Raw genomic sequence first — 24,377 nt, 5'->3', positions numbered from 1 at the left:
AGATCAAGGCGTGCCCACTAGGGCGCGCCGTTGCTGCTGCGTGTCCGGTCCGGGATCAGCCCCGCGCCATCACCAGCAGCCCCAGGATGATCAGCGCCAGCCCCAGAAGCCGGGGTAGGCTGACGGGTTCGCCCAGGAAAACAATACCTGAGACGGAGACCATGACAAAGCTCATCGCGACAAAGGGATAGGCCAGCGACAGATCCATCTGGCGCAGGGCAAAGAGCCACAGCACCGTCCCGACGCCATAAAGCGCCAGACCCAGCAGAACCAGCGGCGAAAAGAGGAAGCTCGCGGCCTTGACCCATAAGGCTGCGTCCTCTGGCAGGGTCACCCGGGACACACCCATTTTGAACGCGGTTTGGGCCACGGCAGACAGGCTGACGCTGACCAGAACCAGCAGGAAACCAGATAGGCTCATCCGCCAAATCCCCCCACGTCGACGTAACGGGCCAGCAGCACAATTGCCAACATCGCCCAGACCGAAATACGGCTGATCTGGTCCCGCAGGGCAAAAACAACCGGGTCATCCCCAATCTGATCGCGGTTGGCCCACATCCAGCTGCGATAGGTCCAGAACATCATCACCGGCAGCAACAGCCACAGAAACTCAGGCGTGAGGTAGCGTTCTTTCACGGTGTCGCTGTTGACGTATTCCGCCAGTGTCAGCAGCGACAGGGCGCCATTGGCGATGCCAAAGGTCTGCACCACCGTGATATCGCCGCTGTAGTAGTTGCGGGCGGGCAGGCGTTCATCGACCTGCGGCTCTGCCGCGATCAGGCGCGACAGCTCAATGTAGCGCTTCATATAGGCAAGGCTGAGGAAAAAGAACAAAGAGAAGGTCAGAAGCCACGGGCTGGGCATCACCATGATCGCAGCCGCGCCAGCAATGATGCGCACCGTGTAAAGCAGCGCCAGAACCACCACATCGATGGTGGAATATTGTTTCAGCCAGAGCGAGTAGGCCTTGGTCATGATGACATAGGTGATCAGAATAGCCAGGAACAGCGACCCGATCAGCGCCCCGAGGAGGAGCGCCAGCGCAAACAGGCCGGCCGAGGCGGCAAGCCCTGTGAACGGGCGCAACCTACCAGCGGCAAAGGGGCGGTTGCATTTCGTTGCATGCGCCCGGTCTGAGTCTACATCCAACAGATCATTCAGCAGATAAACCGCGGAGGCACAGAGCGAAAACGCCAAAAAACCCAGGGCCGCAGCCGTCAGGCTGGCCCCATCAGTGTAAAGATGGGCAAAGATCAGCGGCAGAAACAACAGCGCGTTTTTGGCCCATTGATGGGGCCGCATCGCCTTCAGCAAGGCACGGGCGGTTGATCCTTCGGCGGTGGGTTGCAGCGTGGCCTCACCCAGCCAGTGCTGCGCCTCTTTCGGGGCTTTGGCAAATCCGCGGGCTGTGGCCGCCTGCCAGATCGGCATGTCCGCCCGGCTGTCACCCAGATATTCAAACGGGCCGTTGTCACAATGGGCCTGAATGGCCGCCAGTTTCGCCGCCCCTTTAAGGTTGCTGCCGGGGGAGGAGGCAATGACCTCGTCAAAGACACCCAGATGCGCCGCCACGGCGTCTGCCACGTTTTGATCGGCGGCGGTGGCCAGGATGACAGGGCGCCCAGCGGCGCGGGCGGCTGCGATGTGATCCAAAACGGCGTCATTATAGGGCAGCAGATGCGCACGCAGCGGCACCTCCTGGGCCAGCGCCGCTTTCAAGCCGCTGAACCCCTGTTGCAGGGTTGCCCTAAAGGCGCGCCAGAGGGCGACAGGGGATTTGGCTGACCGGATCAGCATTTCCTGCGCCACATCGGTGCGCACCAACGTGTGGTCCAGATCAACGTAAAGCGGCAACGCAGACGCGGGCGCGCTGGCGGTGGGATCTGTCTTCGTGTCTACAATCTGGGTCATCAACCTGCGTTGTTTCCAAAAAACATATCTAAATAGCTATACGACTGCTCTTCCCTAGGTGTTACGCGCCTTTCCTTTGCTTCGACAAGGGTTTTGCGTTTACCAAGATAGTCAGGACTTTGCGATTTGGCCGTTTTGGCGCGTGGTTTTGGGACAGTTTAATGAAAAGATTTGGCAAAACTGAGGCGTTGACCTGCCTGGCGCTTTTTCTTTTGGCGCTTGGCCTGCGGTTGACCGGTTTGGACTATGGCTATTTCCACGGGGACGAGCGTGTGAATGATGCCGCCAAGGTGCTGACAGGGCAGCTGATCCCCGGGCAGCACTTCTACCCGCCGTTTATCAACTACCTCAATGCGGTTGCATTGGTGGTGTTGTTTGCTGTCGGTCTGGTGGCGGGCTGGTGGGACAGTGCCGGGGCCTTCCGCGACCAGTATTTTGCGGACCCAACCGCCTTTTACATGGCCACCCGGGCGATGACCGCGCTTTGGGGGGCAGGGCTGGCGGTGCTGTTCTTTCTGGCGGCGCGGCAGCTGCGCCTGACCCAGCGCAGTGCCATAGCGATCGGGTTGTTGGGGGCGTTTTTCCCGCTGGCGGTGTTCATGTCGCATATCTCAAAAGGGGACGCGGGCCTTGCCACAGCGATGATGGCCTGCATCTGGGCGATGCTGATGCGCATGGACGATCCGCGCCACGGCCGCTGGGATCTGATCCTTGGCCTCTCGGTTACCCTGGCGCTGAGCTTCAAGCATTCCGCGATATTTGTCCTGTTGCCGATGGGGCTGGGCTGGCTGCTGCTGCTGGCGCAGCAGGAAGGAACAGGTACGGCGCTGAAATCCTTTGCCCGGGTGTTCCTTCTGACGGTGGGGTTATGGCCCATCTTCAACATCGGCGTGCTGTTGGATTTCCAGAACTTCCTAGAATATCAACGCATTCAATCGGTGATGTCGGTGCAGGGTGGCACCTCAGGCCATTGGGCAGGGATTACAACGCTGATCGCCCGCAGCTTTGACACCGCCTTTGGCATGACGGCGGCGATGGCCTCGGCCGCGATCCTGTGCCCGATCCTGATCCTCACCGCGCCGCGCCTGTCGCAGAAGGGCAGCCTAATGGTGATCTGGCTGGCCCTCACCATCGGCACGCTGGCGACCGCTTGGATCACCGGCAGCCGTCAGCCCGAACACCTGTGGATCGCCAATTTTGCAGGCTACCTGTTTGTCGGCGCCGTGGCTTTGGCGGCCTATGTCGAAAGCGGCCCGCGCCTGTCGCAATATCTGGCCGCATCCTGGCTGGCCGCAGGGCTGGGGCTGAGCATTTGGGGCAGCGTGATAGTGCTGACGCAGGCGACCGCGATGCCGGTTCAGGTGGCGCTGGATCACTATCTGGCTGAACACCACGCAGACCGCCGCATCCTGACAGCTGTGGCCCACCGGATCCCGCAGCAGAAAGAAGCCCAGGCGGTGGAGTTGCAGCGGATTGAGCGGCTGGCGAGAAAATATAAGATCGACGCGCCTGCAGTGGCCGAGGATCGCATCATCCACACCTCAGCCGAGGGCGCACTGTTCTACGTGCATATGCCGGTGGTGATGTTCGGGCTGGAATCGGTGGACGAAGGCCAGGAAGGCTACAGCGTTAAGGCCCATACCTGGCCGTTGCAGGCTGAGGAATGGCAACGCACCTATTGGCTTGATCAGGGCTTCAGCCTGTTTGTGGTCGAGGATTTTGCAAATTACGCCCACCATGTTGACCCGGAAATTCGCCGTCAGTTTTTGCAGGCGCTTGATCGCGATTGTGCCGAGCTGCGCCGGTTTGATCCGTCAAAACCGCTGTTTCTGGAACGCGAAGTACGCGTCTATGACTGCGTCGCGGGCAGCTAGCGCTCAACCTTCTCCACCGTACCGGCCACCCAGAACTCATTGCGGCGGCTGCGGATCCTTTCGGCCAGAAAATCCACAAACAGCCTGACCCGCGCCGTGTTGCGCAGATCACGGTGCAGCAGCAGCCACAGATTGCGGTAGGCGAGGGGCTTTTGAAACGGTGCGCGCACTAGACCGGGATGGCGATCGCCCAGATTGCAGGCCAGATAGGCCATGCCCAGACCCGAGGCTGCCAGGGTAATCAACGGCACCAATTCTGATACCCGATGTTTCAACAGCGCCTTGGGATAATAGCTGTCCTGCACCCATTTCGCGGTCTGCGCGCCCTCGGGCTCATGCCAGCCAATCAGCGTCAGCCCTTCGCCCGCGTTATCCTGCACCCGTTTTGCATAATCCGGCGTGCAATAGGCGGCCTGTGACATCTGCACCAGACGGCGGCCGACAACATCATCGCTGACCTCAAAGGCCACCCTGAGGGAGACATCGGCCTCCCGACGGGTCAGATCCGCCACGTCATTGGTGAAGGTCAGGTTCAGCGTGATGTCAGGGTATTCTTCGGCAAAGGCGCTGAGGTCATCCATGATCGATGTCATCGCCAGACCGTGCGGCAGGGTGACATAGACCGTGCCCGTAGGGGCGGCATCGCGGCCGACGATGACGCGCGCTGCGGCGGTCATCTCCTCCTCCACGCGTTCTGCGTGGGGCAGCAGATCCTCACCCAGTTGTGTCAGCACCAGCCCCTGTTTCGAACGGTCAAACAGCCGACTGCCGATCCCTTCCTCCATCAAGGTCAGGCGCCGGGTCAGCGTGGTGTGGTTGGCCTGAATGCTGTCGGCGCCACCCCGCAGGGTGCCGGTGCGTGCAACGGCAAGAAAGATCTTCAGATCATCCCAATTGAGCGCCTGGCTGGTCTGGTCTGGCATGGGGCCTCCGGTGCGCGGTCTGTGGTTCATATTTGATGCACGGTGTTCAGTTTTGCCCGGATAGAGATCATTTTTCAACCGCATTACTTTGGGGTCAGACGACGAAAACCACAAACACACTGCTTACAGGTAACCAAAGGAGCCTGACCATGAACCCGATTAAATCTGTCCTCATCACCGGTGCCAACGCAGGTCTTGGCCGTGAAGCGGCCCGCCAATTGGCATTGCAAAAAGGGATCGAAAAAGTCTATCTCGCCTGCCGCAATCCTGAAAAAGCCCGCGCCGCCAAAGCCGCGCTGGAAGCGGAAACCGGCCGCAAGGTTTTTGACATTGTGATCCTGGATGTGTCGGATCCCGCCAAGGTGCGCACGGCCGTTGCCGAACTGACCAGCCCCGTCGATGCGGTGATCCTGAACGCTGGCGGAACCGGCGGCCAGACCCCCTATGCGCTGACCCGCGAAGGCGTGACCCATATCTTCGCCGCCAATGTTCTGGGCCATGTCGCCCTGGTTGAGGCGATGCTGGAACGTCAGCTGATCACCTCCACCGTGCTTTATGCCGGCTCAGAGGCGGCGCGCGGCATTCCCAAGATGGGCGTCGCCCGCCCCGACATCAAAACCGGCTCCCCGGAAGAGTTTGCATCGATCGCCAACGGCAGCAAATTCCCCGCCAAGGCAGATCCGCTGGATGTCTATGGCACGATCAAACTGGTGGGCACCCACTGGATGGCAGCAATGTCGCGTCAGCACCCCCATCTGCGCTTTGTCACCATGAGCCCGGGCGGCACCACCGGAACCAATGGTATGGACGACCTGCCGCTGCTGAAAAAGATCTTTTTCAAGTACATCGGCAGCACCGTGATGCCCCTCTTTGGCATGATGCACAGCGTTGAAACCGGGGCGCGCCGTTATGTCGACGGTCTGATGAATCCCGAGTTTAAAAGCGGCCATTTCTACGCCAGCCGCGCAGGGTCGCCCACCGGTCCGGTGGTGGATCAGGTCAGCATTGACGCCACACTGGGGGACACCCGCGCGCAGGACAATGCCGCCGCTGCAATCCGCCAATTCGCCTAACTACCCCCTATTTTAAGGAGAAAACGTCATGGAACTTACTCTGCAAATCCTCACCGCTCTGGCCACTTTGATGCTGACCGGGCTTGGCCTAACCTCAATGTTTGCGCCGCAAAAGATGCTGAAGAACTTCGCGCTGGAACCCATTGGCGCGCCCGGGTTCAGCACCATCCGGTCGGTGATCGGTGGGCTGTTCCTGGCCTCGGTCGGTTTCTTGGCGCTGGCGATCTTTGCCGGTCAGCATCTTGGCTACCTCGCCGTGGCCCTGGTGATGGCGCTTGTCGCGCTGGGTCGGATTATCAGCATGGTGGCTGATGGGTTTGACAAAGCGGTGGTGCCGCCGCTGGTCGTCGAACTGGTGATCACCGCCATTCTGGTTGCGGCCTATCTGAACGCCGTGTGACCCTCTGGCCTAGTCAGGTAGAAAACAGCCGGTCCCGAATTGGGGCCGGCTTTTGCACGGCTCCGGCGTTTTTTCGCGGCGGGATTCGTGCTATCATAGATCCACTTTCGTTACATTTCATTGTGCCCCGCGCCGCATTTTCGGCTGTCTTGGTTTGATCGGGGGCTGTGTTTGACCCATCGCCGCCCAGTTTGGGGCGGCCCAACTCAACGCTATTTTTATGAGGTCTTTGATGAAAACCCGTTTGAACCCAGCGGCGATTGAAGCTGCCGTGGCCCGCCATTTCCGCGATGCGCAAAATCCCCAATCCGCGTTTGAGGCCGTAGTGCGATCCGGCAACACGGCTGAGATCAACAAAACCGATGAGCTGCCCCGCTATGTGAACCGTTTCCTGCAAATGGGGCGGGCGGATCTGGCGGCAGAGTTTGTCAAAGAGGCGACCGGAAAAGGCATGCCGCATGTCTCCGCGCTGGAACGGATCATCGAACAGAATGAGTTGATGGGCGTGGCCTTTTTCACCCGCGGCATGACGGCGGCGCGCACCGTGGGGCGGGTGGTGATCCGCAACGCAGCGGGCGGCGTGTTGGGGCATGGCACCGGGTTCATGATTTCGCCGCAGCTGTTGATGACCAACAATCATGTGCTGCGCACCCCGGCGGAGGCGGCGGTGAGCTATATTGAGTTTGACTACGCCCTGGGCGCGGATGGTGCCCCGTTGACCCCGGTGCATTTCGCCTTTGATCCGGCGCGTTTCTTTCAGACAAGCGGCCCCCTTGATTTCACCATCGTTGCGGTGGAGGCGGAAAACAGCAGCGGTCAGCAGGTTGAGGAGCGTGGCTGGATGCATCTGATCGCCGACAGCGGCAAAGCGGTCATTGGGGAGCCGATCAACATCATTCAGCATCCCGGCGGCCAACGTCAGCAGATCGCCATTCGTCAGAACAAAATTGTGAAAGTGGTCGATGACTTCCTGCATTACACCACCGATACGATGCGGGGCACCTCGGGCTCTTTCTGCGCCAATGACCAGTGGCAGGTGGCCGGGCTGCATCATGCAGGTGTGCCAAACACCGATGCCATGGGGCGCTGGCTGAAGCAGGACGGATCGGTCTTCCAGAACGGCGTGGATGATCCCAAAACCATTCATTGGATCGCCAACGAAGGGGTGCGGATTTCCAGCATCGTCACGGAAATGCGCGCGCGCGGCCTGTCCTCGGGGGATGAGGCGATGTTTGATCGCGCGTTTGAGCCAGCACCGGTGATGGAGTTTTTTGATGCCGGCGACTTTGATGGATTTGAGGAACGGGCAGGGGGCGGGTCTTCGGACCAGCAGACACCGGGGCTGACGGTGGGCCCGGATGGTGTGGCGCGATGGAACTTCCAGCTGACCTTTGGCCCGCTTGGCGGGGCCGGGCAGATGCCCGCCAGCACGGCACCAACGCCCAAGGTCAATCCAACACCGCCCGCGCCTGTTGAACTGCCAGACAGCACCCCGGCCCGTGCCGAAAGCGTGTTTGAGCCGCGTGGCACTTATTACGACGCCGGCGCCGATACGCTGGCGGCTGGCAGCTATTACAGCGGTCTGGCGGGATCGATGACCAAGAAGGATCGCTTCTGGGCGTTGCACGGCTTGTTGAAAGACAGCCATCACACGGTGTTCAGTTACTATGACGCGCGCCACGATCACCTCTACCCGTGGATTGACCGTCACCCCGATGAAACCCTGCGCTCCATCTATTCAAACGATGTGATGGCTGAGGAGCTGTTCCTGGCAGAACGGATCGCGGTGGAGGCTGCTCTCTCGCAGGCGGCACGGGTGCAGGAAATCGCCCGGGCCGCTCTGACGCCGGAGGCGATTGAGCTGGAGGATGCACTGCTGGAGGCCACCAGCACCTTCAATTGCGAACATGTGGTGCCGCAGTCCTGGTTCAAAGGCGAGGCCGAGAAGCGGGCACAAAAAAGCGACCTGCATCATCTGTTTACCTGCGAGGGCGGCTGTAACAGCTTCCGCTCCAACATTCCCTATTCCGAGTTTTCAAGCGAGGAGGAGGCCAAGCTGCTGGCGGCGGAGGTTCTGGCGGTTGAGGCGCTAAATAACCCCGAGTTGGAGGCCGCGCGTCCGATGTGTGGGCTGCGGGACAAACGCCGGTTTGAGCCCACGGCAGGCAAGGGGGCCGTTGCCCGCGCCACGTTTTATTTCCTGCTTCGCTACCCCGGCGTGGTCGGCGATGTGAAATCAGGCAGCAAGAAAGAGCTGACGAAATCGAACCTTGGCGTCATTTTGGACTGGGCCAAAGCAGAACCGCCCAGCCTTTACGAACGTCACCGCAATGCGGAGATTGCCAAGGTGCAGGGCAACCGCAATCCCTTGATCGACATGCCGGATTGGCTGGGTGAGATCGCTTTTGAAGAGGGATTTGGCTGAGTCGCTTGCGGTAAAACATGGCCTCGGCGGCCAATAACTTACAAAATCTCCCCTGCTGAGCGATCAAGACAAACACAGGCCGCAGCCTCGCGCTGCGGCCTTTTAGGTTACTGGGATTACCATTTATTCACATAGCGTTAGAGGGGGGATGATGGGGTGGATCAATGCTGCCCAGAAAACAGTCCCTACGCCTGAAAATGAGGCATGTCACAACCAAGAGGCGCGTTTCCCTAGGGGAAAAGCATTGACCGGTTGGTCAAAAAGCAAGACGGTTGACGCAATAAATCAAAACAGGGGGTCTGATTATGAAGACATTGAAAACCGTGTCACGTCGTGTGGCATTGGCGATGACCGTGGGCTTTGGCCTGGCTGCTTCGGCAGGCATGGCTGCGGCCGAGGCGGTGAAAGTCGCGGCAATTTACACGCTGCCCGTGGAACAGCAGTGGATCAGCCGGATCCACAAGGCGCTGAATGCAGCGGCGGAGCGTGGCGATATTGAATATGTGTTTTCGGAAAACGTCGCCAACACTGATTATGAGCGGGTGATGCGCGAATATGCCGAACAAGGCAAACAGCTGATCGTGGGGGAGGTGTTCGGTCTGGAGCGCGCGGCGCGCAAAGTGGCCAAAGACTATCCGGAAACCGCCTTTCTGATGGGATCGTCCTTTGGGGCGGTGGCGCCGAACTTCTCGGTCTTTGACAACTGGATCCATGAACCCAGCTACCTGTCGGGCATGGTTGCCGGTGCCGCCACCGAAAGCAACGTGATCGGTATGGTTGGCGGCTACGCCATCCCTGAGGTGAACCGCCTGATGCATGCCTTCATGGATGGCGCCCGTGAGGTGAACCCTGAGGTCAAGTTCATCGTGAACTTCATCGACAGCTGGTATGATCCGCCCAAGGCCAAAGAAAGCGCCTTTGCCATGATGGATGCGGGCGCTGACATCATGTACGCCGAACGCTTCGGTGTTTCGGATGCCGCCGTGGAGCGCGGCGTGAAGGCGATCGGCAATGTGATCGACACCTCCGGCGATTACCCAGGCACCATTCTGGCCTCGGCCCTGTGGCACATGGAAGCCACCATCGACAAAGCCGTCGCCAGCGTTGCCAGCGGCAGCTTTGAGGCATCGGATTACGGTCAGTACAGCTTCATGGCTTATGGCGGCGGATCGCTGGTCATGGATGAGGCGCTGATCTCGGCCGATGTGGTTGAGAAGGTGCGCGCCAAAGAGGCCGATATTCTGGGTGGCATGTTCCGTGTGAATGTGAACGACGACCGCCCGGTCTCGGACAATTAAGGACAGGGCTGGTGCGCCTTTTGGTGCGCCGGCCATTTCACTCACGTGACAGATACCAAAGTTTTATCTCTGAACGGGCTTTCCAAGCGGTTCGGTTCGGTCATCGCAAATGATGGCGTGGATCTGGAGCTGCACAAAGGGGAAGTCCTTGCGCTTTTAGGCGAAAACGGCGCGGGCAAAACCACGCTGATGAATATGCTGTTTGGGCATTACATGCCCGACGCAGGCACGGTTGAGGTCGCTGATGAGGCTGGCCAGATGCAGGCGCTGCCGCTGGGCCATCCTCAGGCGGCACTGGCGGCGGGCATTGGCATGGTGCATCAGCACTTTGCGCTGGCTGAAAACCTCTCGGCTTTGAACAACATCGTGCTTGGCTCCGAACGGCTGAGCCTGTTGCGCCGCGATCTGAAGGCCGCGCGGGCCAAGATCGAAAGCATCATGCAGCACACCGGCCTGACCGTCACGCTGGACACGCCCGTGGGGCGGTTGTCGGTTGGCGATCGTCAGCGGGTTGAGATCCTGAAAGCGCTCTACCGCGATGTGCGCATTCTGGTTCTGGATGAACCCACCGCAGTGTTGACCCCGCAGGAGGCCGACACGCTGTTTGAGAACATCGGCGCTATGACGCGTGAAGGGCTCTCGGTCATCTTTATCTCGCATAAGCTGCGGGAAGTGCTGGCCTTTTCTCACCGGATTGCGGTGCTGCGGCATGGCAAGAAGGTGGGTGAGATTGCCACGGCAGAGGCCGATGAACGCATCATCGCCCGCATGATGGTGGGGGCCGATACGCCCGAAACCGCACGGCAGGAGATGACGCCGGGCGTCCCGGTGTTGACCCTGCAGGATGTTTCGGTGACCGGCCGGTCCAAACGTGACAGCCTGAGTGGGGCGAACCTGACGGTGCACGCCCATGAAATCCTTGGCATCGCCGGGGTGTCTGGCAACGGGCAAAGCGCGCTGGCCGGTTTGATTTCAGGGCTGAACCGCCCGACATCCGGGCGCGTGACCCTTGCCGCAGAAGAAATCGCGCAGGTGACGCCGACCAATATGATCAAAGCCGGTGTGGGCCGCATCCCGGAGGATCGCCACCATGACGGTATGGTGGGCGCGATGAGTGTGGCGGAAAATATGGTGATCGAACGGCTGTCCGATCCCGAAGTGCAATCCGCCGGTTTCCTGAAAAAGGATGCGATCACCGCCAACGCCGAAAAGCTGGCGGCAGACTATGACGTGCGCGGGCCGGGTGTTGGCGCGCGGGCGCGGCTGCTGTCTGGCGGGAACATCCAGAAAATGATCCTGGCGCGGGTTTTTGAGCAAAACCCCAAGCTGATCCTGGCCAACCAGCCGACCCGTGGTCTGGACATGCTGGCCGCCTCCGAGGTGGCGCGCCGATTGTTGGAGGCGCGTGCAGCAGGGGCAGGGATTGTGCTGATTTCAGAAGACCTGGATGAAATTCTGGGCCTCGCGGACCGGGTTGTGGTGATCCATGACGGCGAAATGATTGAGGCAGACACGCGCGACCGCGAAGCGATTGGCCTGATGATGGCGGGTGAAGTAACCCCGCATGAACCGCAGCAAAGCGGAGCAGGAGCACAATGATACGGATTGAACCACGTGCTGCGACTTCGCAGGCGTTTAAACTGGGGCTGCCGGTGCTGTCTGCGGTGATCGCATTGCTGGCGGCTGCGATCCCGCTGGCCTTTGCCGGGGCCAATATCCTGACCGCCTATGGTGAGATGGTCAAAGGAGTCTTCGGCTCGCTTTTCGCGGTGTCGGAAATGCTGACCCGGGCGACGCCGCTGATCTTTACCGGTCTGGCAGCCGCCTTGGCGTTTCGCGCCCGGCTCTGGAATATCGGGGCTGAAGGGCAGCTTTACCTTGGTGCAATGGCCGCGGTCGCGATCGGGGCCGGCGCGATTGAGGCGCCAAGCTACATTCTGGTGCCGGTCATCATCGTGATGGGCTGCTCCGCCGGGGCGGCGGGCATGGTGGTGCCAACGGTTCTCAAAACCCGCTTTGGCGCGGATGAGGTGGTGACCACCTTGCTTTTGAACTTCATCGTGTTGATTTTCTTGCAATATATGCTGGAGGGTCCGCTGAAGGATCCGATGGGCATGGGCTGGCCACAAAGCGCGCCGATCCTGGATGAGGGCACTCTGCCGGGCCTGATGGCGCGGATGCGGGTGCATTCCGGGCTGATCATCGCTTTGGTCGCTGCCGCCGTGGCGCAGGTGATGCTGTCGCGGTCGGTCTGGGGCTTCAAACTGCGTGCAGTGGGTGAAAACGCCCCGGCAGCGCGTCATGCCGGCATCGGCGTGGACCGGACCCTGCTGAGCGTTGCGATTGTTTCGGGCGGTCTGGCGGGCATGGCTGGCGTGAGTGAGGTTGCGGGGCTGAAGGGCTACCTGACCGCTGACCTGTCACCGGGCTTTGGCTACACCGGCATCGTTGTGGCCATGCTGGCGGGCCTGTCGCCAGTGGGTGTTGTGGTCGCCGCTCTGTTTATCGCCAGCGTTTTTGTCGGTGCCGATAGCATGAGCCGGTCGATGGGCGTATCGTCTTATCTGGCGGATCTGATCGTTTCGATGTCGCTGCTTTGCGTGCTGATCGGGGGCTTCTTTGCCCGCTATAAGATCACCCGCAGCGCCCCCGCGAAGGGAGAGGCATCATGATGGATATTCTCAACATCCTGATGTCCGAAAGCTTCTGGGCGGCCTCCTTGCGCATTGCCACACCGCTGATCTTCGGCGTCCTTGGCGCGCTGCTCTGTGAGAAATCGGGCGTTTTGAACCTGGGGATTGAGGGCATTTTTGTCACCGGCGCCATGGTCGGCTGGATGGCCGTCTGGCTGGGGCTGGGCCTCTGGGGCGGTGTGCTGGCGGCGGCTGTGGCAGGTGCGGCGTTTGGCCTGTTACATGCGATCCTGACGGTGCCTTTGGGCCTGTCGCAGCATGTGTCAGGCCTGGGGGTGACGCTGTTTGCCACCTCCCTCAGCTATTTCACCTATCGCACGGCGCTGCCAACGGTATCGTCGCCCCCCAAAATCGAACCCTTCCGGGCGCTGGACATTCCGGTTCTGTCGGATCTGCCGTTTCTGGGGCCGGTGCTGTTTCAGCAAACCGCCTTTACCTGGTTGGCGCTGTTGATGGTGCTGCTGGTCTGGTATGTGTTGAACCGCACGCCCCTGGGGGTGGCCATTCAGGCGGTGGGGGACAATCCCGACAGCGTGGATGCGCAGGGCCTTTCGGTCTACGGGTTGCGCATCGGGGCCGTTGTGGCGGGATCGGCGCTGATGGCGTTGGGCGGTGCGTTTCTGACGATGTCTGCCTTCGACAGCTTCTTCTTTGGCATGGTGAACGGGCGAGGCTGGATCTGTATCGCGCTGGTGATTTTCGCCAGTTGGCGGCCGGGCAAGGCGCTCCTCGGGGCGCTGTTGTTTGGCGCCTTTGATGCGTTGCAGGTGCGTCTGCAAACCGAGGTGGGCGCACTGGTGCCCAGTCAGGTTTTCATCGCGGCACCTTACGTTTTGTCGATTGTCGCCCTTGTGATTGCCGCGCGGCGCGCCGATTATCCACGTGCCCTGCTGACGCCGTGGTTCAAAGGGCAACGCTGATCAAGCGCTGGAGGATACATGTTTGATCTGATTATCAAAAACGCCACCCTGCCTGACGGCACCTGTGGCGTGGACATCGCCTGCAAAGACGGTTTGATTGCCGCGGTGGAGGCCGGCATCAATGCTGTGACCGCCGAGGTGATTGAGGCCGAAGGCCAGTTGGTCAGCCCACCCTTTGTGGATCCGCATTTCCATATGGATGCCACCCTGTCACTGGGCACGCCACGGATGAATGTGTCCGGCACATTGCTGGAGGGCATTGCGCTTTGGGGGGAGTTGAAACCGCTGCAAAGCGTTGATCAGATTGTGGAGCGGGCGCTGCGCTATTGCGATCTGGCGGTCAGCATGGGGATCGGCGCGATCCGCAGCCATGTGGACACCTGCGATGATGAGTTGAAGGGTGTTGCCGCCCTGCTGGAGGTGCGCGAGCAGGTGAAGGAGTACCTGGATCTGCAGCTGGTGGCCTTTCCGCAGGATGGCGTGCTGCGGGATCCCACGGCGATGCAGAACACCATTCGCGCGCTGGACATGGGCGTGGACGTTGTGGGGGGCATCCCACATTTTGAGCGCACCATGGCAGATGGCGCGGAAAGTGTGCGTCAGCTGTGCCAGATCGCGGCCGACCGGGGGCTGATGGTGGATATGCATTGCGACGAAAGCGATGATCCCATGTCCCGCCATATTGAGACGCTGGCCTATGAAACCCAGCGCCTTGGATTGCAGGGCAGGGTGGCAGGATCGCATCTGACCTCAATGCATTCGATGGACAATTACTATGTCTCCAAGCTGATCCCGCTGATGGTGGAGGCGGGGGTGCATGCTATCCCCAATCCGCTGATCAACATCCTGCTGCAGGGCCGCCATGACAGCTATCCCAAACGCCGGGGCCAGACCCGTGTGCGCGAATTGCGCGATGCCGGGATCACGGTTGGCTTTGGCTCGGACTGTGTGATGGATCCGTGGTATTCGCTGGGCAAGGCTGACATGCTGGATGTGGCCTTCATGGGGTTGCATGTGGGGCAGCTTTCCAGCCGTGAGGATATGGCCTGGTGCTTTGACGCGGTGACCGAAAACTCGGCCCGGATCATGGGGCTGGACGGCTACGGCATCGCCAAGGGCTGCGCGGCAAACATGGTGTTGTTGCAAGCCAGTGACAAAATCGAAGCGGTGCGCCTGCGGGCCAACCGGCTGGCGGTGGTCCGCAAAGGGCGGGTGATTGCACGCACGGCGCCGGTGGTCACCACGCTGGATCTGCCGGAACGACCCAAGGCGGTTAATCCGGCGGAGTATGCGCCGAAGGCCTGAGGCATGTGCCGGATCGCATCGAGGTCCGGCTCGCGCCGGACCTTCATTGACTGTCTGCGCAGCAGGCTATGCGACCCGGTAAGCGCTCTATTTCCTCAGCAGCAGGATAAAGGACAGACCGCCCACCAACCCGGTGACAATGCCGATCGGCATATCCTCAGGCGCCATGACGGTGCGGGCGGCGATATCAGCTAGCAGCAGGAAGATGCCCCCGATCACGGCGGAGGCCGGAATGACCCGCAGATAATCCCCCCCGACAAACAGCCGGGCGATATGGGGCACCATCAGCCCGACAAAACCGATCATCCCGGAAAAGGCCACCATCACGCCGGTGATCAACGCGCTGACGGCAAAAACCACCAGTCTGAACCGGGCCACCGGGATGCCCATCGTTGCGGCGGTTTCATCGCCGATGGTCATGGCGTTGAGGCGCGGCGCCTGAAGCCAGAGCCACAGTGCAGACGGGATCAGGATCGCCAGTGGAAAGATCAGATGTGACCATTGCGCCAGTCCTAAACCGCCCAGCATCCAGAACACCACCGTATGGGTGGCGCGGGGATCGCCCAGGAAAATCAGTACATTGGCCGCGGCCATGATGACAAAGGACACGGCAACCCCTGCCAGGACCAACCTGTCCGCGCTGGTCGCCTCGGCCAGTCTGGCAACGCCCAAGACCAGCACCGTGGCCCCCAGCGCGCCAAAAAACGCCAGCAGGGGAACGGTCAGCAACCCCAGAAACAACCCGGTGTGTAACAGCGCCAGGATCGCCCCAAAGGCCCCGCCGGAGGAGATGCCCAACAGATGCGGATCGGCCAGTGGATTGCGGGTCACCGCCTGCAAGGCGGCCCCCACAATGGCCAGCCCTGCCCCCACCATCACCGCCAGAAGCGCGTGGGGAAAGCGGATATCCCAGACAATGGCGGCGCGGCCTTTGGACCAGTCTGGTTCCCATATTGGCAGGCCAATCCGGTCAAAGAACACGCCCCAGACGGTGCCAAAGGGGACGGAAACCGCCCCCAATGAAATCGCCATGGACAGGGACAGCCCCAGCATTACGAAAGCGCCCAGGCTGATCGCCCAAAATGGCAGACGGGACCGTCCCTGCTGCATCTCAGTTCCCCCAGAAGCCGTTGGCCAGCTTCTTCACGGCGTTGATGTTGCGCGGGCCAGGGGTGGCTTCGACATATTCCAGCACGACGAACCGGTCGTTCTTGACCGCATCCAGATCAGCAAAGGCCGGGTTGTTCATCATGAAGGCGCGCTTTTCTGCGGCGGTGACATTGCCGTAGTTCACGATGACCACGACCTCAGGGTTGCGCTCAACCACGGCTTCCCAGTTCACGGTGCCCCAGCTTTTTTCAAAGTCATCCATGATGTTGGTGCCGCCTGCCGCTTCGATCAGCGCGGTGGGCATGGCGTAACGGCCTGCGGTGAAGGGGGTGTCCTCGCCACTGTCATAGACAAAGACGCGCAGCGGATCGCCGGTTTCCAGATCGGCCGTGAAGGCCGCCAGTTCCGCCTTGTAGCCGGCAACCAGCGCGTCGGCCTTGTCTTCCACCTGGAAGATTTTGCCGAGGTTGGTCAGGTCGTTATACATGTCATCGATGCTGACCTTGGGCTTGTCGCCGATGTGGATGCAGCTTTCGGTCAGCTCATAAACTTTGATGCCAAACGGGGCGAGGGTTTCGGGGGTGACTTCGCCACCGACCTTCATGCCGTAGTTCCAACCGGCAAAGAAGAAGTCAGCATCGGCGCCGACCAGCACCTCTTTGGTGGGGTATTTCGCCGAAAGCTCAGGCAGCGCCTCGACGCCTGCGCGCATCTCTTCATCCAGTGTTTTCCAGCCGGAAATGCCGGTGTAGCCCACCATGCGATCTGCCAGACCCAGCACCAGCATCATCTCGGTCAGGTTCACATCGTTGGAGATGGCCGCCTGCGGCGGGGCATCGAATTGGACCTGACGGTTGCAGCTGTCAACGCTCACCTCAGCCAGCGCCGGGCCAGCCGCGATCATCATGCCAAGGGCAAGTGCAGTGTGTTTCATAGGATTTTCCTGTTGTTTGAATTAGTTTGGAAGTTGGAAAGACAGGTGGGAGCGTCGGCTTAAGCTCAGCTCCTCCCGTTTGGCATCCACCGCGAAGGTTTCAGACACCAGTATTTCGCCCAGGGCCGATTGGGGCGGTCCGTAGCTTTGGACCTGCCCCCGTTTCAGCACCAGAACCTGATCACAGACCGCGCCGGCCAGATTGAGGTCATGCAGCGATGTGACAATGGTCAGATCCAGATCCCGGATCAGCTGCAGCACCTCCAGCTGGTGGCGAATGTCCAGATGGTTCGTCGGTTCATCCAGCACCAGGATCTGCGGTTCCTGCGCCAGGGCGCGGGCCACCATCACCCGCTGGCGTTCGCCGCCCGACAAGGTGGAGAGGGTGCGATCTGCAAAGCCATGCAGATCCATGCGGGACAGGGCCGCCGCAATCACCTCGGCGTCTTTGCGGCCGGGGGTCGACAGGCCCAGCCGATGCGGCACCCGGCCAAGCGCCACGATTTCACGCACCGACAAGGCAAAGTCGGTTGGTTGTTCCTGCAACACCGCCGCCACCTTGCGCGCCAGTGCCCGGGGCGGCATTTGTGAGGTGGATTGCCCGTCGATCAACACCTGCCCGCTGCTGGGGCGATTGTAGCCATAGATCAGCCGCAGCAATGTGGTTTTCCCCGCGCCATTGGGGCCAACAATGCCCAGCACCTGACCCGCAGGCACGTCAAAGGAGGTGTCCTGCAAGACCAGCGGGCTGCGTTTGCGGGGCCCCCATGTGACGTTTTCAACAGCCAGACGCGCACTCATGACACCGGCTCCAGACTGTCCTCGATCGCCATGAAGGTGGCGGGGATCCGCGCCAATGTGGTGCGCCGCAGTTTGCCCGGACGATCGACCGAGCTGCACCAGCCGTCGTGCAGGACCGCATATTGGCGGGCAAATTCCACCAGATCAGCGACATCTTCATCAGGATCGATGTCACCAAACAGGTACGAGGCCTTGCGCGTGCCATGATAGGCCACGGTGCAGGCGCGTTTACAGGCCGCCATACAGGCGGTGCCTGAAACTTCAAAATCCTCGGCAACACTGTCGCCGGCCAGGGCGATGGCGCTGCGCAGCCGTTCAATCAGCTGATAGCCGGGGCGACAGGCCTCGCCCGTATGACGACAGGATGTGCATACTGTAATTCTGTGTGATGTGGTCCGGTTCATAGCGCCCTCCGCGCGGATGCGAGGGTCGTGCAAAGCCGAATATGTCTACGGCAAACGCCGGTATAGCCATCTTGGCCTCCTTCCAGGACACCCCGCCCGGTTTGAGTTACGGTTCAGATGGCAGGTCTCCTGACTTGCGGCTTAAGGCTCCCCCCACCTTCCCAGGCCATTGGCCCAGTGGTCTACGGGGGTTGCGCACCGCTTACAGTTGCGGGGGCAGTCACGGAATTGGCGCCTGTTGGCTACACCGCACCGTGTTCCCTTTTCATCCCGGATATGCGCTTTGCGCCCGGGAACCATCGCGCACAGAGTTCGCGTTTTGGTTACAAGATGTCAAGCAGCAGAATGCAGCGTCAGGATTTGGCTGGGGCAGTTGCCCTTGACAGGGCGCGGTTCGGTTTTTGAAATGGGGGCATTCTTTTCATATTTTTCAGGAGGCGCCGAATGGCACGTTTAGGGATTTTGACCCTGCATGGCATGGGCAATACAGATAACGACTACGCCGTAGACCTGTTTGATGAGGTCCGCGACAGGCTGGGTGAGGATCTGGCAGACCGGGTGGAAACCAAGGCGGTGTTTTATCAGGATATCCTGCAATCCAATCAGAGCCGTTATTTCAACAAGGTGAAACGGCGGCTGCGCTGGGATGATCTGCGCCAGTTCATGCTGTATGGGTTTTGTGACGCCGCCAGTCTGGAAGCCCAGAAAAGCGGCCCCAACAGCCCCTATTTTCAAGCCCAGCAAAAGATCCTCGATGCCCTGCGTGAGCTTTACAGCCACTTGGATGGCGATGATCGGCGGGTGATCATCGTGGCGCAGTCCTTGGGCGGGCAGGTGGTATCAAACTACCTGTGGGACGCCAATCCTGAACGGGATCCGCCCAACGGCGTCTGGTCCGTGCCGCAAAGTTTTGACAGCCCTGAGGAAGAGGCGTTTTGCCGGGGCAACAAAACCCACCGACTGCTGACAACCGGCTGTAATATCCCGATCTTTGTCGCCGGTATCGACCGCGAAGACATCACGCCGATCCGCAAACTGTCGCCGCAGTTTGAATGGCACAACTACTATGACAAAGACGACGTTCTGGGCTGGCCCCTGCGCGATCTGAGTGACAGCTACAAGGAACGTGTCACCAAAGACCATCCGATCAACGCGGGGCTGGCAACGGGGCTCACCCCCCTCAGCCACTTGAACTACTGGCGCGATCGCGATTTCCTGAATCCCCTGCTGCGCCACATCAAACGGTGTATTTGACCCGGGGCTGAGCACCGTCGCGTTGCCTGATGTCGACGCGACGGAAAGGTGGCCCGGTCGGGTTCTGGGCAGTAGCGTGAGCGCACACGTGACGGGGAGGCCGGGGCAACCCGGGGTGTTCATATGTCTAAACTGGGTAAGATTTTAAAAGGGGCCGTGGGCACTGTGGCCCTGTTGGGCGTCGCTGGGGCCGGCTATCTGGCGATCTCCCCCCCTGCATTGTTGAAGGTTGCCACCAATTACTCGGCCAAGATTGTCTGCTCCAATGTCTTCATCGCGGGTCGTGATGCGGAGGAGGTTCTGGCGCTTGATGTGCAAGCACCGGGGCATCCGGTGTTGAAACAGATCAGCATGCGCGTGGATGAGGACCGGCAAAGGATCGAAACGCGGGTGTTTGGCTTTTTTGCGCCTGCCGTGTCGCAATACAGGCCGGGACTGGGCTGCACGAACCTGCATGAGGCCGAGTTGACCGCTGTCGAAATGGCAGACCCTGCCGCACCGGGCAGCGGCATCTGGCCTGAGGGCAATGAGGTTGCCGACGTCAGCCCTGCGGTGCAGGCCGTGCTGGAAGATGCGGCGCTGACCGGGCAGGGCGCACGGGCCGTTCTGGTCCTCCATCAGGGCCGCATCATTGGCGAGGCTTATGGCGCTGGTTTTGACGCTGAGACGCCGCTTCTGGGCTGGTCGATGACCAAGACAGTTACCGCCGGGCTGATCGGCACGTTGATCCAATCGGGCGACATGGCGCTGACCGATCTGGGCGCGACCAGCTATCCGGCTTGGGCGCAGGATGATCGGGCGGATGTGACTGTCGCGGATCTCTTGGGGATGGAAAGCGGGCTGCAGTGGAATGAAAGCTACGGCGATGTCTCTGACGTGACCAAGATGCTGTATCTGAACGATGATATGGCCGGGTTCACCGCCAAGCAGCCGGCAGAGGCCGCAATTGGCCGTACATTCAACTACTCCTCCGGGACCTCAACTATGTTGTCGCGGATCTGGCAGGATCAGGTCGGGGCAGACAGTCTGGCCTACCCGCGCAAGGCGTTGTTTGATCCCTTGGGCATGTCCTCAGCGATTTTGGAAACCGACGCGGCGGATACCTTTGTGGGCTCCAGCTACATGTATGCCAGCGCGCGGGATTGGGCGCGCTATGGTCAGTTCCTGCTGCAAAAGGGGGCGTGGGACGGCGCACAGCTGGTGCCTGAGGGGTTTGTCGACTGGATGTTTGAACCAACCGCGGCCTCGGGCGGGACTTACGCCAAGGGCCACCTCTGGCTGGAGGCCCCGGGCGAACAGCCCCCGTTTGAGGATGCGGTTTGGCTTTATGGCCATGACGGTCAAACCATCGGCATTTTCCCATCCCGAGATCTGGTGATCCTGCGGATGGGGCTGACCCCATCCAAGACGGGCTATTCTGAGCTGCCCCTGGTCAAAGCGGTGATTGCGGCGCTTGAAGACTGAGCCTTAGTTCAGCACCACAATTGCCAGGTTCAGCAATGTCGCAAAGCTGGCCCAGGCCAGGTAGGGCACGAACCCCAGCGCCACGATCCGCTGCGCCGCCCAGGTGCGGCGGATGAAAAACACCAGAACCAGCGCCAGATTGGCGATCACCAGCAGGCCAAGCGCCGGCAGGTGCAGCGCGAAAAACACCGGCGACCAAAGGAAGTTCAACACCATCTGCGCCCACCACAGGCGCATTTCCGCGCTGCGTGGCCGGGTTGTGAACAGGTGCCAGCCGGTCAATGCAATGATCACATAAAGCACCGCCCAGACCGGACCGAACAGCCAGTTTGGCGGATTGAACCAGGGTTTGGTCAGGGCGGCGTACCACGCGCCGGGCGCGGTCAGCATGCCGATGACAAAACCAATGCCGATCACCGCAACCAGAAACACCGGCAACAGCAGCCATCGATTGGCAGAAGCAGGGGAGGTGGTGTGCGGTGTCATCAAGGATCCTTTGCAAATTCATTGGCTCAGACAGTCAAATACGGCTTGGCAGCGCCTTTGGATCAACTGACAGGGCAAACATTTCAGAGTGTTTCAGGCTGGGATTTTCCTGCTGGAAAACCTTGCTTTGTGGCGCGCTTGGCCCCAATTAACGTGTCACGAATTCGCGAAAAGGAAAGGACACGCGCATGTCGATTACCAAAGATGAGCTGACCGCCGCCCGCCAAGCCTGGGGCGAGGGGCTTATTGCCATTTCCAAAGCCTATGAAGATGGTGGGATCGATGCGGCGCGACCAGTGGCCGAAGGTGTGCTGAATGCCGCCTATGGCTATGTGCTGGGTCCGGTCCTGTTCAAGCCGACGCTGGCCAGCGGTGACAAAACCTTCCGCCCCGATCACAAAGGGGCACTGGCCTATTTCGTCGGCCATGACGATGACTATCCGCTGGATGGCGGTTTTGGTCTCAAGGGCTGGCGTGAGATGGACAGCGTCACCTCGGCTGAGTTCATAGAAGGCGATGTTGGCATGTGGATGGGTTGGATCATCCTGACCGACAAGTACGGCAATGTGACCAAGGTCGACAAAAGCTTTGGCTATAAAAAAGACGCCGACGGTGTGCTGCGCATCGTGCAGCACCACTCCTCACTGCCCTACCAGCCGTAAGTCTTGGCGCTTGGACGCCCCGCGTCCGTCGACTGTGATATAACGCCGCTCCCGCAGCCCGGGGGCGGCGTTTTTGATTAACTCTCCTTAGGGCTGAGCCCCCATATCCGTTGTTTCTGCGCCCTCTCGGTTTCTGAAAACATCCGGGCCAGCGCAACCTATGGCGCGCGGTGTAAACAAAGGGGATCTCATGAAAATCGGCTTCATCGGTCTGGGCAATGTCGGGGGGAAACTGGCGGGGTCTCTGCTGCGCAACGGGGTTGATCTGACGGTGCATGATCTGAACCCCAGCCTTGTCGCAGGGTTTGTGGCCCGCGGTGCCGGGCAGGGGGACGGGCCACGTCAGATGATGCGCGACCTTGATGTGGTGATCACCTGCCTGCCCTCACCGGAAGCCTGCGAAGCCGTGCTGCGTCAGATGCTGCCTGAGGTCACGCCGGGTAAGATCTGGCTGGAGATGTCCACCACCGATGCCGAAGCCGTCAAACGCTTGGGCGCGGAGGTGACGGCGAAAGGCGGTGCGGCGGTGGATTGCCCGGTGTCCGGCGGCTGTCATCGTGCAGATACCGGCAATATCGCGATTTTTGCCGGCTGTGATCGCCCGACCTTTGAACGCGTGCTGCCGATCCTGACGACCATGGGGCGGCGGATCCTGCATACCGGGCCGTTGGGATCGGCCTCGGTCCTGAAGGTGGTGACCAACTATCTGGCCACTGTGCATCTGGTCGCCAATGCTGAGGCGCTGACCACTGCCGCCGCCGCGGGCATGGACCTCAACACCACCTATGAGGCGATCAAGATCAGCTCGGGCAATTCGTTTTCCCATGTCACCGAAAGTCAGGTGATCCTGAACGGCAGCCGGGATATCTCCTTCACCATGGATCTTGTCAAAAAGGACGTTGGCTTGTTTCAGGCCATCGCAGATCAGGCCGGGGTGCCGCTGGAGGTCAGCCCGCTGATGGTGCAGATTTTTGAAGATGGCATTGCCCGGTTCGGGGAACGGGAACTCTCCCCCAACATCATCAAACGTCTGGAACAGGCGACCGGTCTGGATATTCGTGCGCCGGGGTTTCCGGCAGAAATGGTTGATGATGAACCCGAAGCGCCGGGGTTTGAGGTGGTGCCGCAGGGGCGTCAGCCGGGCGGCACCTGAGGGGAGCGTGAAGGAGCTGCATTGGGCTGTACCGGACTGTCAGACATGCCCAGATGCAGCTCAGACCCGGTGTAGGGATTGGCCGCAATCATGTCATCGTTCAGCTCAATCCCCAGACCCGGCGCGCTGGGCGGGATGACATAGCCGTCCTGCCAGTCGATTTCGCTGTTCAGCACCGACATATAGGGACCATCAAAGGTGCCAATGCTTTCCAGGATCAGAAAGTTTGGGCTGCAGGTGGCGATCTGGATATTGGCGGCGGCCACAACCGGGCCGCAATAAAGATGCGGCGCGATCTGGGCCTGCCGGGTTTCGGCCATGCCAGCGATTTTCTTGGCTTCCAGCAAGCCGCCAACCCGGCCCAGGTTCATCTGCAGGATGGAGGCCGCGCCCACCTCCAGCATCCGGGCAAACTCATGTTTGGTGCACAGCCGCTCCCCTGCGGCGATCGGGATGGCGGTGGATTGCGCGACCATCGCCATATCGGTGGGGTTTTCCGGTGGGATCGGTTCCTCAAACCACAGGGGATCATAACGTTCCAAACGTCGCGCCATCCGTTTGGCGCCTGAGACGGTGAACTGCCCATGAGTGCCAAACAGCAGATCCGCCCGATCGCCTACAGCGGCGCGGATTTCGCGGCAGAAGGCTTCGCTGCGGTCCAGATCCTCCAGACGTGGCTGATGCCCGTCATAGATCGTGTAAGGCCCCGCAGGGTCAAACTTCACCGCGGTAAACCCTTTGTCGACCATCACCAGCGCCACCTCGGCGGCAAGGGATGGATCGTTGTAAACATTAGGCTTTTCTGGATCGGGGTAGACATCCCATTCGGCCGGGTAGAGGTAAGTGTAGCTGCGCAGCCTGTCGTGCACCTTGCCGCCCAACAGGTCATAAACCGGGCGATCTGCGGCTTTGCCGATGATATCCCAACAGGCCATCTCGAGCCCGCTCAGAACCCCCATCACCGTCACGTCCGGGCGCTGGGTAAACCCCGCCCCATAGCTGTGCCGCCACAGCCGTTCGATCTGATGTGGGTCGCTGCCCGCGAAGTGGCGGTTGAACATATCCAACGCCATTGCCGCGCAAAGATCAGGCCCGAAGGTCGCATTGTAGATCTCGCCCACGCCGGTGATGCCGCAGGTGGTGGTGAGGCGCAGGAATATGAAATAGCGCCCGCCGTGGCGGGGGGGCGGGTTGGCAACCACAAAGGTCTCAATCTTATCCAGCTGCATGGGCGCTCCGATCTGGGATGCCTCACTAACACTCTGCGGCTGCATTAAAACAAACAAT

The 24,377-nt window shown here is 60.5% G+C and carries 22 protein-coding genes and 1 riboswitch; of the genes, 13 read left to right on the top strand and 9 right to left on the bottom strand.

Going from position 1 to position 24,377, the window contains the following annotated elements; genetic code table 11:
* Positions 1-55: 55 nt before the first annotated feature.
* Positions 56-421 carry an SMR family transporter gene (locus ACORLH_RS15560; protein WP_321829254.1) on the bottom strand — a complete coding sequence of 122 codons (366 nt, stop codon included), beginning with the start codon at positions 419-421 and terminating at the stop codon, positions 56-58.
* Complete coding sequence (locus ACORLH_RS15555; protein ID WP_321829253.1) at positions 418-1,911, bottom strand: UbiA family prenyltransferase; 1,494 nt, start codon at positions 1,909-1,911, stop codon at positions 418-420. Before ACORLH_RS15555 ends, ACORLH_RS15560 begins: the two co-directional genes overlap by 4 nt.
* A gap of 161 nt (positions 1,912-2,072) precedes the next feature.
* Here ACORLH_RS15555 and ACORLH_RS15550 point away from each other — a divergent pair, with 161 nt between their 5' ends.
* A complete protein-coding gene (locus ACORLH_RS15550; protein WP_321829252.1) occupies positions 2,073-3,785 on the top strand; it encodes a phospholipid carrier-dependent glycosyltransferase in 1,713 nt (570 codons plus the stop codon).
* Here the strand turns inward: ACORLH_RS15550 and ACORLH_RS15545 are convergent.
* Positions 3,782-4,708, bottom strand: coding sequence for a LysR family transcriptional regulator (locus tag ACORLH_RS15545; protein WP_321829251.1), 927 nt, complete (start codon positions 4,706-4,708; stop codon positions 3,782-3,784). The two genes, ACORLH_RS15550 and ACORLH_RS15545, sit on opposite strands and share 4 nt — an antisense overlap.
* 149 nt (positions 4,709-4,857) lie before the next feature.
* Here ACORLH_RS15545 and ACORLH_RS15540 point away from each other — a divergent pair, with 149 nt between their 5' ends.
* The 8 genes from ACORLH_RS15540 to ACORLH_RS15505 all read left to right on the top strand — a co-directional run bounded on the left by ACORLH_RS15540 (position 4,858) and on the right by ACORLH_RS15505 (position 14,822).
* Positions 4,858-5,781 (top strand): SDR family NAD(P)-dependent oxidoreductase, encoded by a 924-nt coding sequence (locus tag ACORLH_RS15540; protein ID WP_321829250.1) that lies wholly within the window; start codon positions 4,858-4,860, stop codon positions 5,779-5,781.
* A gap of 28 nt (positions 5,782-5,809) precedes the next feature.
* On the top strand, positions 5,810-6,181 hold the full coding sequence (locus tag ACORLH_RS15535; RefSeq protein ID WP_321829249.1) for a DUF4345 family protein: 372 nt from the start codon (positions 5,810-5,812) through the stop codon (positions 6,179-6,181).
* 232 nt (positions 6,182-6,413) lie between these two features.
* Complete coding sequence (locus tag ACORLH_RS15530) at positions 6,414-8,606, top strand: endonuclease (protein ID WP_321829248.1); 2,193 nt, start codon at positions 6,414-6,416, stop codon at positions 8,604-8,606.
* Between the two features lie 305 nt (positions 8,607-8,911).
* Entirely contained in the window at positions 8,912-9,904 is a 993-nt protein-coding gene (locus ACORLH_RS15525; protein WP_058244710.1) for a BMP family protein, read from the top strand.
* 45 nt (positions 9,905-9,949) lie between these two features.
* Positions 9,950-11,503: an ABC transporter ATP-binding protein gene (locus ACORLH_RS15520; RefSeq protein ID WP_321829247.1), complete on the top strand. Its 1,554-nt coding sequence runs from the start codon at positions 9,950-9,952 to the stop codon at positions 11,501-11,503.
* The gene (locus tag ACORLH_RS15515) at positions 11,503-12,576 is read left to right on the top strand and encodes an ABC transporter permease (RefSeq protein ID WP_420719830.1); all 1,074 of its coding nucleotides are present in this window, start codon (positions 11,503-11,505) and stop codon (positions 12,574-12,576) included. The genes ACORLH_RS15520 and ACORLH_RS15515 overlap by 1 nt, the downstream gene beginning before the upstream one ends.
* Positions 12,576-13,517 (top strand): ABC transporter permease, encoded by a 942-nt coding sequence (locus tag ACORLH_RS15510; RefSeq protein WP_321832835.1) that lies wholly within the window; start codon positions 12,576-12,578, stop codon positions 13,515-13,517. The genes ACORLH_RS15515 and ACORLH_RS15510 overlap by 1 nt, the downstream gene beginning before the upstream one ends.
* Before the next feature lie 18 nt (positions 13,518-13,535).
* Positions 13,536-14,822, top strand: a complete 1,287-nt coding sequence (locus tag ACORLH_RS15505) for an amidohydrolase family protein (RefSeq protein ID WP_321829245.1) — start codon at positions 13,536-13,538, stop codon at positions 14,820-14,822.
* An 87-nt stretch (positions 14,823-14,909) separates the two neighbouring features.
* Here ACORLH_RS15505 and ACORLH_RS15500 read toward each other — a convergent pair whose 3' ends face one another.
* From ACORLH_RS15500 to ACORLH_RS15485, 4 genes are read right to left on the bottom strand one after another with little or no spacing between them, the layout of a single operon-like run.
* Entirely contained in the window at positions 14,910-15,932 is a 1,023-nt protein-coding gene (locus ACORLH_RS15500) for an iron ABC transporter permease (RefSeq protein ID WP_321829244.1), read from the bottom strand.
* A gap of 1 nt (position 15,933) precedes the next feature.
* Positions 15,934-16,866, bottom strand: coding sequence for an ABC transporter substrate-binding protein (locus ACORLH_RS15495; RefSeq protein ID WP_321829243.1), 933 nt, complete (start codon positions 16,864-16,866; stop codon positions 15,934-15,936).
* A 21-nt stretch (positions 16,867-16,887) separates the two neighbouring features.
* Positions 16,888-17,667, bottom strand: a complete 780-nt coding sequence (locus ACORLH_RS15490; RefSeq protein ID WP_321829242.1) for an ABC transporter ATP-binding protein — start codon at positions 17,665-17,667, stop codon at positions 16,888-16,890.
* A complete protein-coding gene (locus ACORLH_RS15485; protein WP_321829241.1) occupies positions 17,664-18,071 on the bottom strand; it encodes a DUF1636 domain-containing protein in 408 nt (135 codons plus the stop codon). The genes ACORLH_RS15490 and ACORLH_RS15485 overlap by 4 nt, the downstream gene beginning before the upstream one ends.
* 101 nt (positions 18,072-18,172) lie before the next feature.
* Positions 18,173-18,387: riboswitch (cobalamin riboswitch) on the bottom strand.
* Between the two features lie 128 nt (positions 18,388-18,515).
* Here ACORLH_RS15485 and ACORLH_RS15480 point away from each other — a divergent pair.
* Positions 18,516-19,325, top strand: coding sequence for a hypothetical protein (locus tag ACORLH_RS15480; RefSeq protein ID WP_321829240.1), 810 nt, complete (start codon positions 18,516-18,518; stop codon positions 19,323-19,325).
* A gap of 123 nt (positions 19,326-19,448) precedes the next feature.
* Positions 19,449-20,789 (top strand): serine hydrolase, encoded by a 1,341-nt coding sequence (locus tag ACORLH_RS15475; RefSeq protein WP_321829239.1) that lies wholly within the window; start codon positions 19,449-19,451, stop codon positions 20,787-20,789.
* 3 nt (positions 20,790-20,792) lie between these two features.
* On the opposite strand, the gene ACORLH_RS15470 is transcribed toward ACORLH_RS15475, so the two are convergent.
* Complete coding sequence (locus ACORLH_RS15470; protein ID WP_321829238.1) at positions 20,793-21,275, bottom strand: TspO/MBR family protein; 483 nt, start codon at positions 21,273-21,275, stop codon at positions 20,793-20,795.
* A gap of 188 nt (positions 21,276-21,463) precedes the next feature.
* Here ACORLH_RS15470 and ACORLH_RS15465 point away from each other — a divergent pair, with 188 nt between their 5' ends.
* On the top strand, positions 21,464-21,937 hold the full coding sequence (locus tag ACORLH_RS15465) for a phosphoribosyl-AMP cyclohydrolase (protein WP_321829237.1): 474 nt from the start codon (positions 21,464-21,466) through the stop codon (positions 21,935-21,937).
* A 190-nt stretch (positions 21,938-22,127) separates the two neighbouring features.
* Entirely contained in the window at positions 22,128-23,090 is a 963-nt protein-coding gene (locus ACORLH_RS15460) for an NAD(P)-dependent oxidoreductase (protein WP_321829236.1), read from the top strand.
* Here ACORLH_RS15460 and ACORLH_RS15455 read toward each other — a convergent pair.
* Positions 23,072-24,319 carry a mandelate racemase/muconate lactonizing enzyme family protein gene (locus ACORLH_RS15455; protein ID WP_321829235.1) on the bottom strand — a complete coding sequence of 416 codons (1,248 nt, stop codon included), beginning with the start codon at positions 24,317-24,319 and terminating at the stop codon, positions 23,072-23,074. The genes ACORLH_RS15460 and ACORLH_RS15455 overlap by 19 nt on opposite strands.
* Positions 24,320-24,377: the final 58 nt, after the last annotated feature.

This window comes from Thalassovita sp. (assembly GCF_963691685.1).
GTDB lineage: Bacteria > Pseudomonadota > Alphaproteobacteria > Rhodobacterales > Rhodobacteraceae > Thalassobius.
This window is presented reverse-complemented; position numbering and strand designations above follow the sequence as displayed.